This is a genomic window from Pseudorhodobacter sp. E13 (assembly GCF_003991405.1).
In the GTDB taxonomy this organism is placed as follows: domain Bacteria; phylum Pseudomonadota; class Alphaproteobacteria; order Rhodobacterales; family Rhodobacteraceae; genus Pseudorhodobacter.
Map to the genome: position 1 here is coordinate 199,941 of NZ_RPEN01000156.1, position 17,737 is coordinate 217,677.

Sequence of the window (17,737 nt, forward strand, 5' to 3'; positions counted from 1 at the left end):
CCGCGCTGGTCATATGTGCCAGTATTGCGTGGCACAAACGCGCGGACAAGGCGGCAATAAGGTGGCATCTTCGAATAATCCGGAAACAATCTGTGGGGATTGTTTGGCCTTGGTTCGAGGGTCAGGCGGCTCCTGTGCCCACCGCGCCTTGCCCATGCTGCCAGATCAGCCGGGCTTCGGCCTCGGTCAGGCAGCGGGCGGGGCGTGACAGCAGCAAGCGGCCAAAGAGGCTGCGCCAGTCCATATCCTGCATCAGCTCCAAGAACCGCGCCTTGCGCCAGGCAACGCCTGCCTCATGCAGGCTGCGCAAGGCGGGATCGGCCTTGAACGCTGCCAGATGCGCGGCGCGGGCCGGGGACAGCCGCTCGATCGAGCGATCTTCGACGTCACAGAAATTCCGTTCCACCCAATAGCCCATATCAAAGCTGGAGGCATCGCGATTGGCGCGGCCCCGGTCGCATTTCACGATATAGCTTTCCATCGCCCCCAGCGCGTAATGGTTCATCTGCACCAGCCCGAAATTATCGCGCCCAAGCGGCGAGATGATGCGGTTGCGGTGATAGTCGGGCGGCAGGGTGCGACCAGAGCCATCAACCCAAACCTGCGCGGCCATCCGCTCTGGGTCCGGGTTGCGGGGGCGGTGGACGCCCAGTTTGCGATAGGCCCCGTCATTGCGAAACAGGGTTTTGAACATCGCCCCGCGCCACGGCCAATAGAGCAGCGCCGGCGCGGCGCGGGTGAACACCTCGGTCACCGGCCTGTCGTCAAAGCCGATCACTCCGGCATTGCCAAAAAAACGCCATGTCAGCGGAATTGCCGTGGCATGGGGCAGGGCGGCCAGCAGCGCGGGCAAAGTGCCGTCGCCAGTATGGATATTGACGAATTCATCCACATCGAAAAACAGCACCCAATCGGCGGCTTTCTTCAACGGGTGCTTGTCGGCGGCTTTCAGCGCGGCCCATTGCGGGCCTTCGTCATGCGGTCCATCGTTGCGGATATGGGTCAGCACGCCTAATTCGGCCAAACGGTCCAGCATCAGGTCGGTGCCATCGGTGCAATCATTTGAAAACACGAGAAAATCGGTAAAGCCACAGGCTTTGTGATGGGCCAGCCATTCCAGCAGGAAGGCGGCCTCATTCCGCACGGTCAGGATTGCGAGGAAGCGCATCTGGCCAACCTTTCTTCCAAAGCGGCCAAAAGCGGCGCGTAATCGGGGCGGGCTTTCAGCGCGGCGATCTTGGCACGGTGCCATTTGACGGCGCGGTCATGCAACCCGTCCAGCACCGCATCCGCCAACAAGCGCGCGCGCCAGTCGGCCACCGCCGCATCATAGCGGCGAATGGCGTCGCAGGCCACCTCGGCCACATCGAAACGGTCCCAATAGTCGATCTCCATCACCTCATTGCTGTGGTTCACCCGCCCGCGATCCCGCTTTACCAGAAAACTGTCGCGCGAACGCAGGGCGTAATGGTTCACCTGCGCCACGCTATAGTCACGCAGCGCCAGCATCGGGTTCAGCCCCGGCCCAAGCCGCAACCCGCCCGGCATTTCGCTGCGCAAGGGGCGGCCCAGATCAGGGCGGGGGACGGGGGCGTGGATGCCGATGCGATGCATGTTTTCCAAACCGCGAAACAGGGATTTGCAGTAAATCCCTTGTGGCTGGCCGGGGGCTTGCGGCTGCATCGCGCTCCGGAATTGCGCTGTCACCGGCGCATCCTCATAGTCGCGTTGGCCATCCGGCCCGAACACCCGCCACGGAACAGAGATCACCTCCGCATCCGGCCGCCCCGCCGCCACCAATGCGCGCGCCGAACCATCACCGGTTTTCACCACCAGAAACTCATCCGCATCGCAGACATAGAGCCAATCGGCTTGCTTCACCTCATCATAGCGCTGGGCTTGTTTCAGCGCCGAACGCTGGATCGAGGTCGCGGCCCAAGGCGTTGTCGCATGATGCCGCGCCAGCCCCATTTCCTGTAACCGCAAGACCATGCGGCTGGTCGGATCGTCGCAATCATTGGTGCAGATCAGCAGATGGTCAAACCCAAGCGCCTTGTGATGGGCCACCCATTCCAGCAAGAACGCCGCTTCGTTCTTCATCGTGGTGATGACCGTATAACCACCCATCACCGCGCCCCAATTTCATCTTGGCAAAAATACCTATCCGGCATCTGCCACTTGCCCCGCAGAACAAGCGAAGCGCACACAATGCCACCGAAAATCTTGCCACCGCTCAATGCTCCTGCTCCCCCGTATGTTCGACGGTAAAAAAGAAATCTGGTGCGATGTCGCGTTCATGCAGGTCTTCGGGGATCACGGCAGGGCCTGCGGAAAACACGGCAGAGCCGAAATGCTGCTGCATCCGGCACAGCCGCTCCATCCGCGGGCCTGTCAGTTCGGCATAGAAATTCTGGTAATTCTCGGTTTCCATCAGTTCCGCGATCTTGTCGTGGTGGCAGCGCACCGAATAGGCATGGGCCGCCGCGATATCGGGGTCCGCCATCAGCCGGTCATACTCGGCTTGCAGGGCGGGGATCATGCGCTGGATGCTGCGATCTTCCTCCAGATTATGGTTCATGCGGAACCAGTAATTCAGCCCTTGGTCGCGGTCGACATGGTTCACCCGCCCCCGGTCGCGCTTGACCAGAAAACTCTCGGCAGAGCGCACGGCATAATGGTTCAGGCTGACCCAATCATAGCCATAGGTTTCCAGCGTCGAGCGCCAGCCATTGCGGAACATGGTGCGGGGCAGGGGCTTGCCCGAGCCGTTCAACCATTTCACCTGGTCCCACAGATCGGGGATCAAGCCTTTGGGCCGGTGCACGCCCAGCTTTTTGTATATGTCGATATTGCGGAACAGGGTCTTGAAGCCCCAGGCCTGATGCGGTTTGCGGATCACCTCGGGCGCGCAGCGGGTGAATTGATCCAGCAGGAACCGATCTTCATAGCCATGCACCTCGGCATTGCCGAACAGCCGCCATGTCAGGCTGATCATATTCGCCTCGCCCATCGCCTTATACAGCGCGTCCAAGGTGCCATCGCCGATCTTGATGTTGATGAATTCATCCACATCCATGCAGATGCCCCAACCGCAGTTCTGCATCACGGGTTCGGATTCCGCCGCCTGCAAGGCCGCGTGCTGCGGTTTCAGATCGCCGCCCGGCACGAAAGGGTTGGCGCGGTGCTGCACGATGCCCTTTTCCTGCAACATATCCAGCATCGTATCGGTGCCATCGGTGCAATCATTGGTGTAGATCAGGAAATCATCCACTCCGATGGCCCGGTGATAGGCCAGCCATTCCAGAATGAACGGGCCTTCGTTCTTCATCGTGGTCACAATCGCGGTGCGCCCGCCCTTGATCGCGGCTTTCGGCGCGGCTTTGGGCTTGGATACCGGCGCGCGCACGGGTTTGTGGTCAAAGGCCTCTGCCGCCAAGGCCAGCAGCGCGTCATCTTCCACCAGCGAGGTTTTCGGCGCCAGTTCAGAGGCGTTGCGCCCTGGCACCTTGATCGCCATCGCGCGGTAAAACGGCAAGGCGGACATCGGGTCGGGGTTGGTATAGGCCACGCGCAACATGCGCCATGTGTTCACCAGCCCGGCCTGTTGCGGGGCCACCCCCCAGCGCAGCATCGGCTTGCCAATATCAAACGGCATGCAGATATGATCGCCAAACCGCGCCTCTTGGTTGTTGCGCACGCGCCACGGATAGCTGCGCCGCCCTGCCAGCAGGATAACGCCTTTCTTTTCCGCGACGCAGCGGTCAAAGGCCCCTGTCGCACCTTCGGGCACCGGGGCCAGAATATCGGGCACATCCAGCGTCAGCACCGCGCGGGCGGCAGACAGAAAGCGCCATTTCATCACCTCATAGATCAACCCTTCGCCCAAGGGGCTGCGCCATGGGTCGGGGCCGGGCACCTCCATCCGGTCCTTGCCGGGGGCATCGGGGGCCAGATAGGGGTGGTTTTCCGGCCCCAGCGTGGGCTTGCCCAAAGGCAGCGGGCAATCCAGCAGCACCACGCGCATATCGCAATCGCCCAGATCTTTGGCCAATGTGCGCGACAGTTTGGCCGCCCATTGATCCGGCTCTGTGCCCGGCAGGCGGTTGACGATCAGCGCCCCCGTGGCCCCATGGTGGCGCGCGTGATAGCGCAGCCATTCCGCGATCTGGGCGGGGCTTTCCTCGGTCCGGAAGCCAAACAGGCAATTGCGCCCGGCCAAATACGCGGGCTCTGCCATGGTCACGGCCACCTCCAGCGCCGGGGCGTCGTGGCGGGCCAGCCGCACCACGTCGGGCGTTTGGCGCGGGGCTGCAACCGCGATGAAGGCCGAGCCGGAGACATCGCGCAAATCCAAGGGCAAGGCGCAATCAGGCCCGCCATCGGGGGCGAATTGGTCGATCCTCGTGCCATTGCCAAAGAACACATGCACCCGGTCATCCGCCACGCGGATACACTCCAGCAAGCGGCCAAGGCCATCACCGGCCAATGCCATCGCTCCCAATTGGCGGTGGATCAGCCTGTCTGCCGTTGGCGCGCTATCCCGCCCGGATCTGGGACCTTTGCCCATAACTTACCCCGCTCACCCCTCACTCAAGGCGGTCTGTTGCCACCCTTTCCGCTTTGGCAATATCACAGCCAAAGCCACAGGGCCAAGCAAAGGATGCCAAGATTTTGCATCATCCCTTTGCAAATCACCATTATTTCGTCAGATTGTTTCGCTATAAGCACCAATAAGACGTCACACGCAGGCAAATCCGCGAAAGAGCAGCAAGGCAGCAACATATGGCACGGACACGGGAGGTGGGGACGCTATGGATCGGTGGCAGCCTGAGCTGGATGGAACAGCTTTGCCTGAAAAGCTTTGTCGATCAGGGCCAGAAGATCACGCTGTTTGCCTATGAAGATATTCCCAATGTCCCCGAAGGCGTGATCCGCCGCGACGGGCGAGAGATCCTCGATACCGATGATTTCATCAAATATGAAAAGAAAGATAGCTTCGCGCTGTTTGCCGATTATTTCCGCATCCACATGATCGCGCAGAACCCCGGCATGATCTGGGTGGATACCGATGTCTATTGCCACCGCCCGATGGCCTATGACAGCGATTATGTGATGGGGTTTGAACTGCCGGGCGGGCGACGGGTGAATAACGCGGTGCTGGGCCTGCCGGTGGGCAGCGCGGTTCTGGCCGATATGCTGCACTTCATGGAAGACCGCCACGCCATCCCACCCTTTCTGAAGCAAAGCCAGCAAGACGAATACCGCGCCGCCGCCGCCGCCGGGACGCCGGTGCATGTCAGCCAGCAGCCTTGGGGCGTCTGGGGGCCGCTGATGGTGACGCATTTCGTGCATAAGCACGGCTTGCTGGGGCAGGTGCAGCCCTTGGAGGCGTTTTACCCGATCCCCTTCCCGGACCGGCTGATGTTCCTGCGCCGCAGTGCAGTGGTGCAGGGCTTGTTGTCTGACAAGACCACGGCGCTGCATCTTTGGGCCTCGAACAAGCGCGAATTGGGGCTGCGCCATGGTGGCCTGCCGCCTGCCAATACCTATCTGGCCGATTTGCTGCGCCGCCATGATATTCACCCCGAAACCGCGCCGATCAAAGGCCGGGGGCGACGGGTGTTTGATGCGGGCTTGCTGGAACAGGTGCCGCTGGAACAGGCCAGCCGCATTGCCGATATCGGCGGCAATGCGCAATCGGTGGCACTGGCGGCATGGGGCAAATGGCGCTGCGCGATTGATCTGATTGATATCGACCACAAGGGCCGCTGGCCGGAAACCCCGTCAGATTGGGTCGCCCCTTACCGCCAGTTTCTGACTGAGAACGGCGTGCCCTTTGACCAGATCCATGTGATCGCCAAACCCGAGGATTTGCGCCCCGCAGAATTGGTGGCAAACCTCACCGGATTTGGCGATGTCAATAAAATCGGCCCGTTGGGCGGGCTGCTGGATGCGGGGCTGGCCCCTGGTGGCATGGTTTTGTCGGATATCCGCAAAGGCTCTGGCGGCTATCCTTTCCTGAAAAAGCGCGGCACGATTACCCTGCTGACCAATCGCAACGATGGCGGGATAGAGGTGCATCGCGTCTTGTTGGCCGCCGATGGCACGCTGGGCGCAGTTGCGCAGGCCGAACCGCCCCCCCCCGAAGAAAGCTGGGCCGAGATTGCCACGCGCTTGGCCGGCAAGGACGGGTTTTACCGTGAAAGCGATGAGCATGGCATGATGTTCATCAAACGCTCTGACACGCTGGTGGTGACTTTCGACAACCTCGATATCGCGATGGAAAAGCGCGAGGATAAACGGCCTTGGGGCTTTGCCTTCATCGAAAAACAGGGTTGGTCGATGCTGGGGGTTACGGCGGCGGGCTGGACATGGTTTCGCGACCCTTGGGTCTATGCCCAGTTTGACGCGCTAAAGAAAAAGGGATTTTTCAAGACATTCAAACGCGTGGTGTTCTATGGCGCCTCGATGGGCGGCTATGGCGCCTGCGCCTTTGCGGCGGCCTGCCCGGGGGCGGATGTGGTGGCCATTTCGCCGCAATCGACGCTGGATAAATCACTTGTGCCGTTTGAGACACGTTACAAAACCGCATGGGACCGGGATTTTTCCGGCCCCTATGGCGATGCGGCAAAGGTTTCGGCCAAGGCAGGGCGGGTGACGCTGATCTATGATCCGTATGAGCCGCTGGACGCGGGCCATGTGGACCGTTTTGCGGCCAAAAACGTGGTGAAGCTGCGCGCGCCTTTGCTGGGGCACAGGTTGGGGTCCAGCTTGCAGCAGATGGGGATTTTGTCGCCCATCGTGCTGGCGGCCTTGAACGGCTCGCTGACAGAGGCCGAATTTTACCAAAAGCTGCGGGCGCGCAAGACGTTCAACCGCTATCAAAAAGAGCTGTTCAAACGCGCGATGGACAAGGGCCACCCGGAACTGGCCCGCCGCATGGGCCGTTGGGTGCTGACCCGCGGCGACAACCGCCATATCCGCAAAGCTATGGAGAAAATGTAGGGATAACAGCGGCTAAATGCTGGGCGGGTTCAGGGGCACTATCGTGCCACTTTGGTAAAAAGGTCGCGCGGCTGTTATCGCAGGCGTTCTGTTTGTGTCGCGTCAGAATGAAGCCGGGTTTTGCTGGCGGTCTGGTGTGGTGCTGACGGTTGCCGAAGTAATGAGCCTTCTGGGCAAAGCCTTTTCGCCGCGTTGATTGACGATTTACAAAGTGGCCTGCGTCACGATGACGACCATATGTTCAGGTTTTCCTCTGGGAAAAATAACAGGGCAGCGGTGGTTGACGGCTGGCAACCGCGCACATGCCGGGCGCAATGGGCTGCCGATGCTGGCCAGTGGTCAGCGCGATGCCCCGGGCAAACCAGGAAGTGTTGGGGGCAGGCCGATACGATGATTGCAGCAAAGAAAACTACCCCATTCAGCCGAAGACGACCCTGTTGGTATTGACGCGAGAACCGATGATGGACGCCCTGTTTTATGTGATCTGGAGTGACTGATGCGATGGCCGCGCGCAGTCCTGAAGGGTTTTGACTTGGTTCGCCCCGTAGTCAGAAAGTAAGCCGGGATAGGCATTTTTCATGCGGCAGGGGAACGGGGGGCACTCCCGCCATTCGTTGCCTTTTGCCTTGCGGCAAAAAGCGCCTCAAGGTTGGACCGGGCCGCGCCCCTTGAAAGAGGCGCGGCGGTTGTGCCTTTGGGATGGGGCCCGACCGGGACTAACTGCTGAGCATCTTGAGAAGCTTGATGCTGGCCACGGTTTCTTTCTCGACGCCTTGGAAATTCGTTGTCATCACCTTGAATTTACCCATCAATTCCTGCACTGCGCGCTGCATCTCCTTTTTCTTGTCAGGGTCTTTTTCCGCCCCGGCCTCGGCAAAGGCGATCTTGATGATATTCGACACCTCTTTCAGATTCTTCTTGTTCTCGGCGCTGATCTTCTTGCCAACGCTTTCCAGTGCCTTGGTTGCATCGGCAATCCAGTCTTTCTAGGCCATAATGTCCTCCACAAATATATGCTGCAAATCGGATAAGCCTGTGCCTGCGCCCTGAGTCTGTCAATCGCGAAGGTGCGGCGCCCGCAGGCGGTGGCGCAGCATTGTGATGACTTGTTTCGGCAAGCGATATTTGCTGTGATGGGCCATGTTTTCAGAAAGGTCTTATCATGTTGAAATCTGTTTTTGCGCCCGTTCTTGCCTTCATACTCGCCATGGCCTTAACCCTTGGGGCAGCCATGGCCGAGACGCTATATGTCAAGCAAACCAATGACGGCTATCTGAACCTGCGCAGCGGGCCGGGGGTGGGGTTTGATATCCTGCAACGCATGTATCCCGGCGATCAGGTGGAGGTGCTGGAGGTCAGTGGCACATGGGCCCGCGTGCGCCATGAAGGCGGCCGGATGGGCTGGACCTCGGGCAAGTTTCTGGAGGCGCGGCTGGCGTTTGGGCAAATGCTGACGGTGGTGCAAACTTCGGATGGCTATCTGAACCTGCGCAGCGGGCCGGGCTCTGACTATGACATCATTCGCCGCATCTATCCCGGCGACCGGGTGCGGCTGCTCGATGCGCAAGGCGCATGGCGACGGGTGGAACTGGTAAACGGGGTGGTCGGCTGGGCGCATGGGCGCTATCTGGCGCGCTGACAGGGCGTAGGGTGGGCAATCTGCCCACCGCACCTGCTATGGCCCCTTGGGCGGGGCGATTGGGGGTCAGAAGAACGCCTGCAACCCCGTGACCGCCCGGCCCAAAATCAGGGCATGGACATCATGCGTCCCTTCATAGGTGTTCACCGTCTCAAGGTTCACCATATGGCGCATGATCTGGTAATCTTCCTGAATACCATTGCCGCCATGCATATCGCGGGCATGGCGGGCGATCTCCAGCGCCTTGCCGCAATTGTTCCGCTTGACGATCGAGATCATCTCAGGTGCCGCATTCGCCTCATCCAACAGCCGGCCCACACGCAAGGAAGCCTGCATGCCCAGCGAAATATCCGTCATCATATTGGCCAGTTTCAACTGATAAAGCTGGGTCTGGGCCAAAGGCTTATTGAACTGCTTGCGGTCAAGCCCATATTGCCGTGCGGCATGCATACAAAACTCCGCCGCCCCCAGAACCCCCCATGAAATGCCATAGCGCGCGCGGTTGAGGCAGCCAAACGGCCCCTTCAACCCCTCTACATGCGGCAGCAAGGCATCCTCGCCCACTTCCACATCCTTCATCACAATCTCGCCGGTGATAGAGGCGCGCAGCGACAGCTTGCCGCCGATTTTCGGCGCGCTCAGCCCCTTCATGCCCTTATCCAGCACAAAGCCGCGGATCTTGCCACCATGCGCCTCCGATTTGGCCCAGACCACGAAGACATCCGCAATCGGCGCGTTCGAAATCCACATCTTCGCGCCGTTCAGCACATAGCCATTCGCGGTTTTCTTGGCGGTGGTTTTCATCCCTGCGGGGTCCGAGCCTGCATCCGGTTCGGTCAGGCCGAAACAGCCGATAAATTCACCCGAGGCCAGCTTGGGCAGGTATTTCCGGCGCTGCTCTTCCGATCCATAGGCATAAATCGGATACATCACCAAGGACGATTGCACCGACATCATCGACCGATACCCTGAATCGACGCGCTCCACCTCGCGCGCGATCAAACCATAGGCCACATAAGACGCACCAATCCCGCCGTATTCTTCCGGCACAGTCACGCCCAGCAGGCCCATTTCCCCCATCTCGCGGAAAATGCCGGGGTCTGTGCTTTCCTCGCGATAGGCTTGTGTCACGCGGGGTTGCAGCTTTTCCTGCGCATAGGCGCGTGCGCCGTCGCGCAGCATCCGCTCCTCCTCGGTCAACTGGTCGTCAAGGCGGAAGGGGTCTTCCCAGTCGAAACGGCCCAGATCGGGGGCGTCTTTGGCTTTCAGCTTCGGCTTGTCCATGGCAGGGCTCCGTTTCTATCTGTCTGGCGTCTGGATAGCGGTAAAACGGCATCCGTTCAAATGAATAAGCTTTGCAAGTTTATGAGGAATGCGCATAAACTCGCCCCATGCGTCACGCCTATACCCCCACCTTGCCCGAACTTCAGGCCTTTGTCCAAGCCGCCAGAACCGGCACCGCCACGCGGGCCGCCCAAGCGCTGGGCCTGACGCAAAGCGCGATCAGCCGCGCCCTGACCACGCTGGAGGCGCGATTGGGTGTGGCGCTGTTCCACCGCATCCGCCAACGCCTTGTGCTGTCGGATGCCGGACGCGCGCTTTTGCCCGAGGCCGAGCGGATGCTGGCCGATCTGGATCGCGCGGCGCTGACGGTGATGTCTTTTGGCGGCCACCGCGATGTGCTGCGTCTGGCGGTGCTGCCCACCTTTGCCGCGCTGTCACTGATCCCGCGGCTGTCGGGCTTTGCCGCCCTTGCGCCGCAGGTCACGCTGGATATGACAGCCACACTCACCCCACTGGATTTTGACCGCGACCCCCGCGATGCCGCGATCATCCGCGCCCAATCGCCCCTGCGCGGCGCGCGGATGGACCATCTGGCCGAAGAGCGTCTGGTCGTCGTCGCCGCCCCCGGCCTGCTGCCCGACGCGCATGTGCTGGAAGATGGCGAACTGGCCAAACTGCCCTTGTTGCAACAAGCCACCCGCCCCAACCTCTGGCTGGATTGGTTCCTGAACGCGGGGCTGGACCCGATCACCATTCTGCGCGGCGCCCGGTTCGAACAATTCGGCATGGTGCTGGCGGCGGCGCGCGCAGGGCTTGGGGTGGCGCTGGTGCCCGATGTGTTTGCCGCACCCGATCTTGCCAGCGGCGCGCTGCGCCTTGCCTCGGCCCGCTCCATGACAACCGATACGCCCTATGTGCTGTCCTACCCCGACCGCAGCCTCGACATCCTCGCCTTCCGCCACTTCCGCGACTGGATGCTCGGCCCCGCAGCCCCCCCTCCCTTAGTCGCAGACATGCGGCCTATGGCTTGACCGGGGGCAGCCGGATTGCTTTGGTGGGGCCAAGGGCAGGGGGATCAGGTGACAGCCATACCAACAAGCATTGACGCAACCGAACAGATGCTGGCCGATCACGGCTATATCAGCGCTCGCGCGCTTTCCACCGTGGTGTTTCTGGCGCTGAAACTGGGCCGCCCGCTGCTGCTGGAAGGCGAGGCCGGCGTGGGCAAGACCGAAATCGCCAAAGTCATCGCCACCGCCCTTGGCCGCCGGCTGATCCGCCTGCAATGCTACGAAGGGCTGGATGCCGCCCAAGCCGTGGCCGATTGGAACTTCGCCGCCCAGATGATCGCAATCCGCACCGCCGAGGCCAGCGGCACCACCGACCGCGACGCCCTGCGCGCCGAGCTTTTCACCCAAGACTACCTGATCGAACGCCCGCTTCTGGCCGCCATGCGCCCGCAACCCGGCGGCGCCCCCGTCCTGCTGATTGATGAACTCGACCGCACCGATGAACCCTTCGAGGCTTTCCTGCTGGAGGCGCTCTCTGATTTCCAGGTCACCATCCCCGAACTCGGCACCATCCGTGCCGCCGAAGCCCCTATCGTCATCGTCACCTCCAACCGCACGCGCGAAGTGCATGACGCGCTCAAACGCCGCTGCCTCTATCATTGGGTCGATTACCCCGATGCCGCCCGCGAACTCGCCATCCTCAAGGCCCGCGCGCCCGAGGCGAGCCAAAGCCTCAGCACCGAAATCGTGGCCTTCGTTCAACGCCTGCGCGGCGAGGATCTGTTCAAAAAACCCGGCGTGGCCGAAACCATCGACTGGGCCAAATGCCTGCTGGCCCTTGATGCCATCACCCTGACCCCGGAAGTGATCTCCGACACGCTGGGCGCGATCCTGAAATATCAAGACGATATCCAGAAAATCCAAGGCTCCGAGGCCCGAAAACTGCTCGATGAGATCCGCAAGGAACCGCTGCTGAAATGACCCCGCTTTCTTTTCGGTAAAAATATCCTGCGGGGGTCCGGGGGTGCAAAACCCCCGGCGCTTGCCAAGAACGCGAAAGCCCGATGCAATACCCACCGCTCTCCCTTCCCGATGATGGCAAACTGGTGCAAAACATCGCCCATTTTGCCCGTGCCCTGCGCAAGGCGGGCCTGCCCATCGGGTCGGGGCAAGTGGTCGAGGCGGTGCGCGCGGTCGCGGTGGCAGGCTTCACCCGCCAGCACGATTTTTACTGGGTGCTGAACGCCTGTTTCGTGCGCCGCCCCGAACATCGCGTGGTCTTTCATCAGGTGTTCCGGCTGTTCTGGCGCGATCCGCGCTATCTGGAACATATGATGTCGCTGATGCTGCCCGCCATTCGCGGCGTCCAGGACGAACACGCCGCCACCCCATCCGAAAAACGCGCGGCCGAGGCGCTGCTGGATGGCATGCTCCCCGATCCGCCTGCGGCCGAAAGCCCGCCCTCCGAAACCCGCATCGACATTGATGCCTCACACACGCTATCGGCGCGTGAACGCCTGCGCAGCCTTGATTTCGAACAGATGACCGTGGCCGAGGTGGCCGAGGCCAAGCGCATGCTCGCCCGTCTGCGCCTGCCCGTCCAACCTTTGCGCACGCGTCGCCCGCAAGCTGCCAGTCTTGGCCAAGGCATTGATGCCCGTGCCACCCTGCGCGCCGCCCTGCGCCGGGGCGGAGAAGTGGCGCGGCTGGCCCGCACCACGCCCCGCACGCGTTGGCCCAATCTGGTGGTGATCTGCGATATCTCGGGCTCCATGGCGCAATATTCGCGGCTGGTGCTGCATTTCATCCATGCGGTTGCCAATGCGCGCGGCCAAGGCTGGGCGCGGGTGCATGGCTTCACCTTTGGCACGCGGCTGACCAATATCACCCGGCATCTGGCAACCCGCGATGTCGATGCCGCTCTTGCCGCCGCAGGCGCGCAGGCGCAGGATTGGTCGGGCGGCACGCGCATCGGCTCTTGCCTTGCCACTTTCAACCGCGACTGGTCGCGCCGTGTGCTGGGGCAGGGGGCGGTGGTCTTGCTGATCACCGACGGGCTGGACCGCGACGACACCCGCGATCTGGCCCGGCAGATGGAACGGCTGCATCTGTCCTGCCGCCGCCTGATCTGGCTGAACCCCTTGTTGCGCTGGGATGGGTTTGCCCCGCGCGCCGGTGGCATTCGTGCCATGCTGCCCCATGTCGACAGTTTTCGCGCGGGCCATTCCATTGCCTCGCTGGAGGCGCTGGGCGCGGCCATTTCCGACGCCGGGGACAGTGGTGAAAAAGCGCGGCTGATGGCGATGCTGCACGCATAATCGCCGCGACCGCGTGGCGGATTTGGGCTAGACTGAAACAAGGATGGAGGGCCGCGATGACAGACACAAGCTTTGACACGATCCCCGAGATTGCGCTGGACTGGCATCGCGCGGGCAAAGCGGCGGCGCTGGCCACGGTGGTGGAAACCTGGGGCTCTGCCCCGCGCCCGGTGGGCAGCCAATTGGTCATTGCGGGCGATGGCGCGATGATGGGCTCTGTCTCGGGGGGCTGCGTGGAATCGGCGGTGGTGCATGAGGCACTGGCCGCGCTGGGCAGTGGCACGCCTCGCTTGCTCCGCTTCGGTGTCGCGGATGAAGAGGCGTTTGCCGTGGGTCTGGCCTGTGGTGGCACGATCCGGGTGCTGGTGGAACCAATCGGCACGGGTGCGCAGGCGCTTGCGCCTGACCTTTTGGCCGAACTGGTTGCCGCCCGTGCCGCGCGCCGCGCCGTGGCGCTGCTGACGCATCTGGAAACCTACACCCGCCGCCTGACCGCAGGCCCCGGCGACCCTTTGGCCGAGGCGATTGCCACCCGGATGCGCGCCGACCGTTCCGGGCTGGAGGAGGATGGCTGGTTCATCGGTATCCACAACCCACCCTTGCGCATGATGATCGTGGGGGCCGTGCACATTGCCCAAGCGCTGGTGCCGATGGCGCGGGCCTGTGGCTATGACCCGGTGATCATTGATCCGCGCGGGGCCTTTGGCTCTGCCGCGCGCTTTCCGGGTGAAACCATCCTGGAGGATTGGCCGGACGAGGCGATGGCCGCCCTTGCCCCCGATGCCCGCAGCGCCATTGTCACCCTGACCCATGACAGCAAGCTGGATGATCCTGCGCTGATGGCGGCGCTGGGCTCGGATGCTTTCTACATCGGCAGTCTTGGCTCCAGCCGCACCCATGCCAAACGGCTGGACCGTCTGGCAGCGGCAGGCGTCCCGCCCGCACAGATCGCCCGTATCCATGCGCCGGTCGGGTTGAACATCGGGGCCAAATCTCCGGCGGAAATTGCGGTGTCGATCATGGCACAGATCACCCAAAGCCTCCGGCAAGGCTGATGGAATTCGGAGAGGTTCCCACAGATCAGGCAGCAGGGGCGATTCTGGCCCATTCCGAGGCGCTGCCCGGTGGTGGCCGTTTGCGCAAAGGCATTCCCTTGGGCCCCGAGGAGATTGCCCGCCTGCATGCGGCGGGCATCACATCCGTTACCGTGGCGCGGCTTGGCCCGGATGACCTGCATGAGGATGCCGCCGCCATGGCCGTGGCCCGCGCCTTGGTGCCAGACCCCGAGGCGGCAGGGCTGGAGCTGCGCGCCATGCGCACCGGGCGGGTGAATATTCTGGCCAAGGGGCCGGGGGTCGTGCGGCTGAACGCCAAGCGTATCCACCAGATGAACGCCGCCGAGCCGATGATCACCCTTGCCACCGTGCCGCCTTGGCAGCGGATGGAGGCAGGCGGTATGGTTGGCACCATCAAGATCATCGCTTACGCCGTGCCGCAACAGGGCCTTGCGCGGGCCTGCGCGCTGGGGGCGGATGCGATTTCGCTGCGCCCGCCGGTCTTGCGCCGTGCAGTTCTGATCCAGACTTCGGTCGGAGAGGAGGATGGCGTCAAAGGCCACCGCGTCACCGAGGCGCGGCTGTCGCGCTTGGGCGTCACGCTGGCCCCCTGCCAGATCGTGCCGCATCGGGTGGCAGAGCTGTCGCAGGCCTTGCGGGCGGCCAAGGCGGCTGATCTGATCCTGATCCTCACCGGCTCTGCCACATCGGATATCCGCGATACCGCGCCGGAAGCTTTGCGCGAAGCAGGCGGGCGCGTGCTGCATTTCGGCATGCCGGTTGATCCGGGGAACCTGCTGTTCATCGGCAAGCTGGGCCGGGTGCCGGTGATCGGCCTGCCGGGCTGTGCCAAATCCCCGGCGCTGAATGGCGCGGATTGGGTGATGGAGCGGATCATCTGCGGCGTGCCCGTCACGCCCCGCAGCATCGCCGCCATGGGGGTGGGCGGCCTGTTGAAGGAAATTCCAACCCGGCCCAGACCCCGCGAAGGCACATGAAAAAAGGGGCCGCGCCGCGACCCCTTGATGACCTTGCCTTGAAGTGTGGCGTCTTGATGCGCGGGCTTATTTCGGCCCGATCATCATCACCATCTGACGACCTTCCAGCTTCGGAAAGCTTTCCAGCTTGCCAGCCTCATTGGCGATCACATCATCCGCCACGCGGTTCAGCAATTCCAGACCAAGCTGCTGGTGGGCCATTTCCCGGCCCCGAAAGCGCAGCGTCACCTTGACCTTGTCGCCTTCGCCCAGAAACTTCAGCACAGACCGCATCTTGACATCATAGTCATGCTTGTCGGTGCCGGGACGGAACTTGATTTCCTTGATTTCAATGATGTGCTGCTTTTTGCGGGCCTCGGCCTCACGCTTTTGCTGCTCATATTTGAATTTGCCGAAGTCCATGATCTTGCAGACCGGCGGCTCCGCATTCGGCGAGATTTCAACCAGGTCGAGCCCGGCCTCCTCGGCCATGGCCATCGCGCGGGCTGGTGTTACAACACCAACGTTTTCGCCATCCGCGCCAATCAGGCGGATTTCGGGGCTGCGGATGCGGTCATTCACACGGGGGCCCGTATCGCGTTGCGGCGGGGCGTTGTGGGGTCTGCGGGCTATGGTTTGCTTCCTTCTTTCATTGATATCGGTGCGGGGCAGCGCCCAGCCCGCGTAAAATAGACCTCTGGGCCGGGTTGTTCAACACCTTTCGGTAGAATCCCGCCCGATCGGCTGCTGCGGTGCAGCAAAGTCTTTTCAAATCAGACAGTTTCTGTCATGACAGCGCCGCAACCGTCAGTGCAGACGGGTATGGGAGACGTAAAACATGAATAAATCTGTTCTTTTGGGCGCTGCCCTGATCGTGGCCGCAGGCCTTGGCTATTACCAGTTCAGCTATGTGCCCGCGCAACAGGCTGCACAAGAAGCGGCGATGCAGGCCGAAAAAGCGGCTGCTGAAGCGGCTGCCAAAGCCGAGGAAGAAGCGAAAGCCGCTGAAGCCGCTGCTGCGGAAGCTGCTGCCAAAGCCGAAGAAGAGGCAAAAGCCGCTGCCGAGGCTGCTGCAAAGGCCGCTGAAGAAGCTGCTGCCAAAGCCGCAGAGGAATTGAAAGCCGCCGAGGAGGCCGCAAAAGCGGCTGCCGAAGAAGTGACCGAGACTGTCGAGGAAGGCGCTGCCGCTGCTGAAGCTGCTGCCGCCGAAGCCGCTGCTGCTGCCGAAGCCGAAGCAAAGGCCGCTGCCGAAGCCGCCGAGAAAGCCGCCGCTGATGCCGCAGCGCAAGCCACGGATGCAGCCAATGCCGCCGCCGATGCGATGGACCCGTCCGCGCTGTTGGATGCCGCCAATTTCGACGCCGAAAAGGTGAATGCCATGATCGACGGCGCGACCCTGGACGACACCACCAAAGCCACGCTGAAATCGGTTGTGGACGCTGCTGCCAGCAACCCGCTGTTGCTGCAAGGCGCTTTGGATCAGGTGAAAGCGGCGCTTGGCCTCTGATCGCCTGCGGGACTGAAAACAAAAGCCGCGCAAGGGTTTGCGCGGCTTTTTTCATGCGGTGATGTGACTGAAAACTCAGATGCCGTCGCCGACAAAGGCCTTTTCGACCACATATTCCTTCGGCTCGGAATTGGCGCCTTCACGCAGGCCGAACCCTTCCAGCACCGCTTTTACATCAATGTTGAAATCCAGCGACCCGCAGACCATCGCGCGATCTTCCGCAGGGTTCATCGGGGGCAGGCCCAGATCGGCAAACACCTTGCCCGAGGTCAGGTTGTCGGTGATCCGGCCCATATGCGCCGTGTCTTCGCGGGTGGTGGTGGGATAGTAATGCAGCTTGCCCTCCACCATTTCGCCGATCAGTTCATCATTTTTCAGGTCCTCGACCAATTGGCGGCCATATTCCAGCTCATCCGCCGTCCGGCAGGTGTGCATCATGATGACAGAGTCGTATTTCTCATAGGTTTCGGGGTCACGCATCAGGCTGGCAAAAGGCGCGATTCCGGTGCCGGTGGCAAGAAACCAGACCCGCTTACCCGGCAACAGCGCATCATGCACCAGCGTGCCAACGGGTTTTGGCCGCAGGATGATCTCATCGCCCACATTGATATGTTGCAGCTTGCTGGTCAGCGGGCCATCCGGCACCTTGATGGAATAAAACTCCAACTCCTCATCCCAATTGGGCGAGGCGATGGAATAGGCGCGCAGCAAGGGTTTGCCATTGTCGCCCATCAAACCGATCATCACAAACTCGCCCGAGCGGAAGCGCAAGGACTGCGGCCGCGTCACGCGGAAGGAAAACAGACGGTCTGTCCAATGTTTCACGGCGGTCACCACCTGCGCATCGGGCAGATGGGGCTTGGCGGCTTTCACGGGGGCTTCGGTCACTGTCAGGCTTTCGGTCATGTCATTTCATCCGGCTATAGGCCGGTATCCTTTGTC

General features: G+C 61.9%; 15 protein-coding genes. 8 read left to right on the forward strand and 7 right to left on the reverse strand.

Annotation, left to right across the window (positions count from 1 at the left end):
* Positions 1-121: 121 nt before the first annotated feature.
* From EGN72_RS11825 to EGN72_RS11835, 3 genes are all read right to left on the reverse strand, one after another.
* The gene (locus EGN72_RS11825; RefSeq protein WP_127047803.1) at positions 122-1,168 is read right to left on the reverse strand and encodes a glycosyltransferase family 2 protein; all 1,047 of its coding nucleotides are present in this window, start codon (positions 1,166-1,168) and stop codon (positions 122-124) included.
* Positions 1,147-2,127 carry a glycosyltransferase family 2 protein gene (locus tag EGN72_RS11830; RefSeq protein ID WP_127047805.1) on the reverse strand — a complete coding sequence of 327 codons (981 nt, stop codon included), beginning with the start codon at positions 2,125-2,127 and terminating at the stop codon, positions 1,147-1,149. The genes EGN72_RS11825 and EGN72_RS11830 overlap by 22 nt, the downstream gene beginning before the upstream one ends.
* A 106-nt stretch (positions 2,128-2,233) precedes the next feature.
* Positions 2,234-4,492, reverse strand: a complete 2,259-nt coding sequence (locus tag EGN72_RS11835; protein ID WP_127047807.1) for a glycosyltransferase family 2 protein — start codon at positions 4,490-4,492, stop codon at positions 2,234-2,236.
* 290 nt (positions 4,493-4,782) lie between these two features.
* Here EGN72_RS11835 and EGN72_RS11840 point away from each other — a divergent pair, with 290 nt between their 5' ends.
* Positions 4,783-7,005 (forward strand): hypothetical protein, encoded by a 2,223-nt coding sequence (locus tag EGN72_RS11840; RefSeq protein ID WP_127047809.1) that lies wholly within the window; start codon positions 4,783-4,785, stop codon positions 7,003-7,005.
* Positions 7,006-7,721: 716 nt separating this feature from the next.
* Here the strand turns inward: EGN72_RS11840 and EGN72_RS11845 are convergent.
* Positions 7,722-7,907, reverse strand: a complete 186-nt coding sequence (locus tag EGN72_RS11845; RefSeq protein ID WP_127047811.1) for a hypothetical protein — start codon at positions 7,905-7,907, stop codon at positions 7,722-7,724.
* Between the two features lie 260 nt (positions 7,908-8,167).
* Here EGN72_RS11845 and EGN72_RS11850 point away from each other — a divergent pair, with 260 nt between their 5' ends.
* Complete coding sequence (locus EGN72_RS11850; protein ID WP_127047813.1) at positions 8,168-8,644, forward strand: SH3 domain-containing protein; 477 nt, start codon at positions 8,168-8,170, stop codon at positions 8,642-8,644.
* Positions 8,645-8,710: 66 nt separating this feature from the next.
* Here EGN72_RS11850 and EGN72_RS11855 read toward each other — a convergent pair whose 3' ends face one another.
* Entirely contained in the window at positions 8,711-9,928 is a 1,218-nt protein-coding gene (locus EGN72_RS11855; protein ID WP_127047815.1) for an acyl-CoA dehydrogenase, read from the reverse strand.
* A 107-nt stretch (positions 9,929-10,035) separates the two neighbouring features.
* Between EGN72_RS11855 and EGN72_RS11860 the strand changes: the two genes are divergently transcribed.
* From EGN72_RS11860 to EGN72_RS11880, 5 genes are all read left to right on the forward strand, one after another.
* Positions 10,036-10,959, forward strand: coding sequence for a LysR substrate-binding domain-containing protein (locus EGN72_RS11860; protein WP_127047817.1), 924 nt, complete (start codon positions 10,036-10,038; stop codon positions 10,957-10,959).
* Between the two features lie 87 nt (positions 10,960-11,046).
* On the forward strand, positions 11,047-11,919 hold the full coding sequence (locus EGN72_RS11865; RefSeq protein WP_127047986.1) for a MoxR family ATPase: 873 nt from the start codon (positions 11,047-11,049) through the stop codon (positions 11,917-11,919).
* A gap of 83 nt (positions 11,920-12,002) precedes the next feature.
* The gene (locus EGN72_RS11870) at positions 12,003-13,256 is read left to right on the forward strand and encodes a VWA domain-containing protein (RefSeq protein WP_127047819.1); all 1,254 of its coding nucleotides are present in this window, start codon (positions 12,003-12,005) and stop codon (positions 13,254-13,256) included.
* A 56-nt stretch (positions 13,257-13,312) separates the two neighbouring features.
* Positions 13,313-14,311, forward strand: a complete 999-nt coding sequence (locus EGN72_RS11875; RefSeq protein WP_127047821.1) for an XdhC family protein — start codon at positions 13,313-13,315, stop codon at positions 14,309-14,311.
* Entirely contained in the window at positions 14,311-15,309 is a 999-nt protein-coding gene (locus tag EGN72_RS11880; RefSeq protein ID WP_127047823.1) for a molybdopterin-binding protein, read from the forward strand. Before EGN72_RS11875 ends, EGN72_RS11880 begins: the two co-directional genes overlap by 1 nt.
* A 66-nt stretch (positions 15,310-15,375) precedes the next feature.
* Here the strand turns inward: EGN72_RS11880 and infC are convergent, their stop codons facing one another.
* Positions 15,376-15,921, reverse strand: coding sequence for a translation initiation factor IF-3 (gene infC, locus EGN72_RS11885; protein ID WP_127047824.1), 546 nt, complete (start codon positions 15,919-15,921; stop codon positions 15,376-15,378).
* Positions 15,922-16,126: 205 nt separating this feature from the next.
* Here infC and EGN72_RS11890 point away from each other — a divergent pair, with 205 nt between their 5' ends.
* A complete protein-coding gene (locus EGN72_RS11890; RefSeq protein ID WP_127047826.1) occupies positions 16,127-16,795 on the forward strand; it encodes a hypothetical protein in 669 nt (222 codons plus the stop codon).
* A gap of 75 nt (positions 16,796-16,870) precedes the next feature.
* On the opposite strand, the gene EGN72_RS11895 is transcribed toward EGN72_RS11890, so the two are convergent.
* On the reverse strand, positions 16,871-17,701 hold the full coding sequence (locus EGN72_RS11895; protein ID WP_127047828.1) for a ferredoxin--NADP reductase: 831 nt from the start codon (positions 17,699-17,701) through the stop codon (positions 16,871-16,873).
* Between the last annotated feature and the right edge of the window lie 36 nt (positions 17,702-17,737).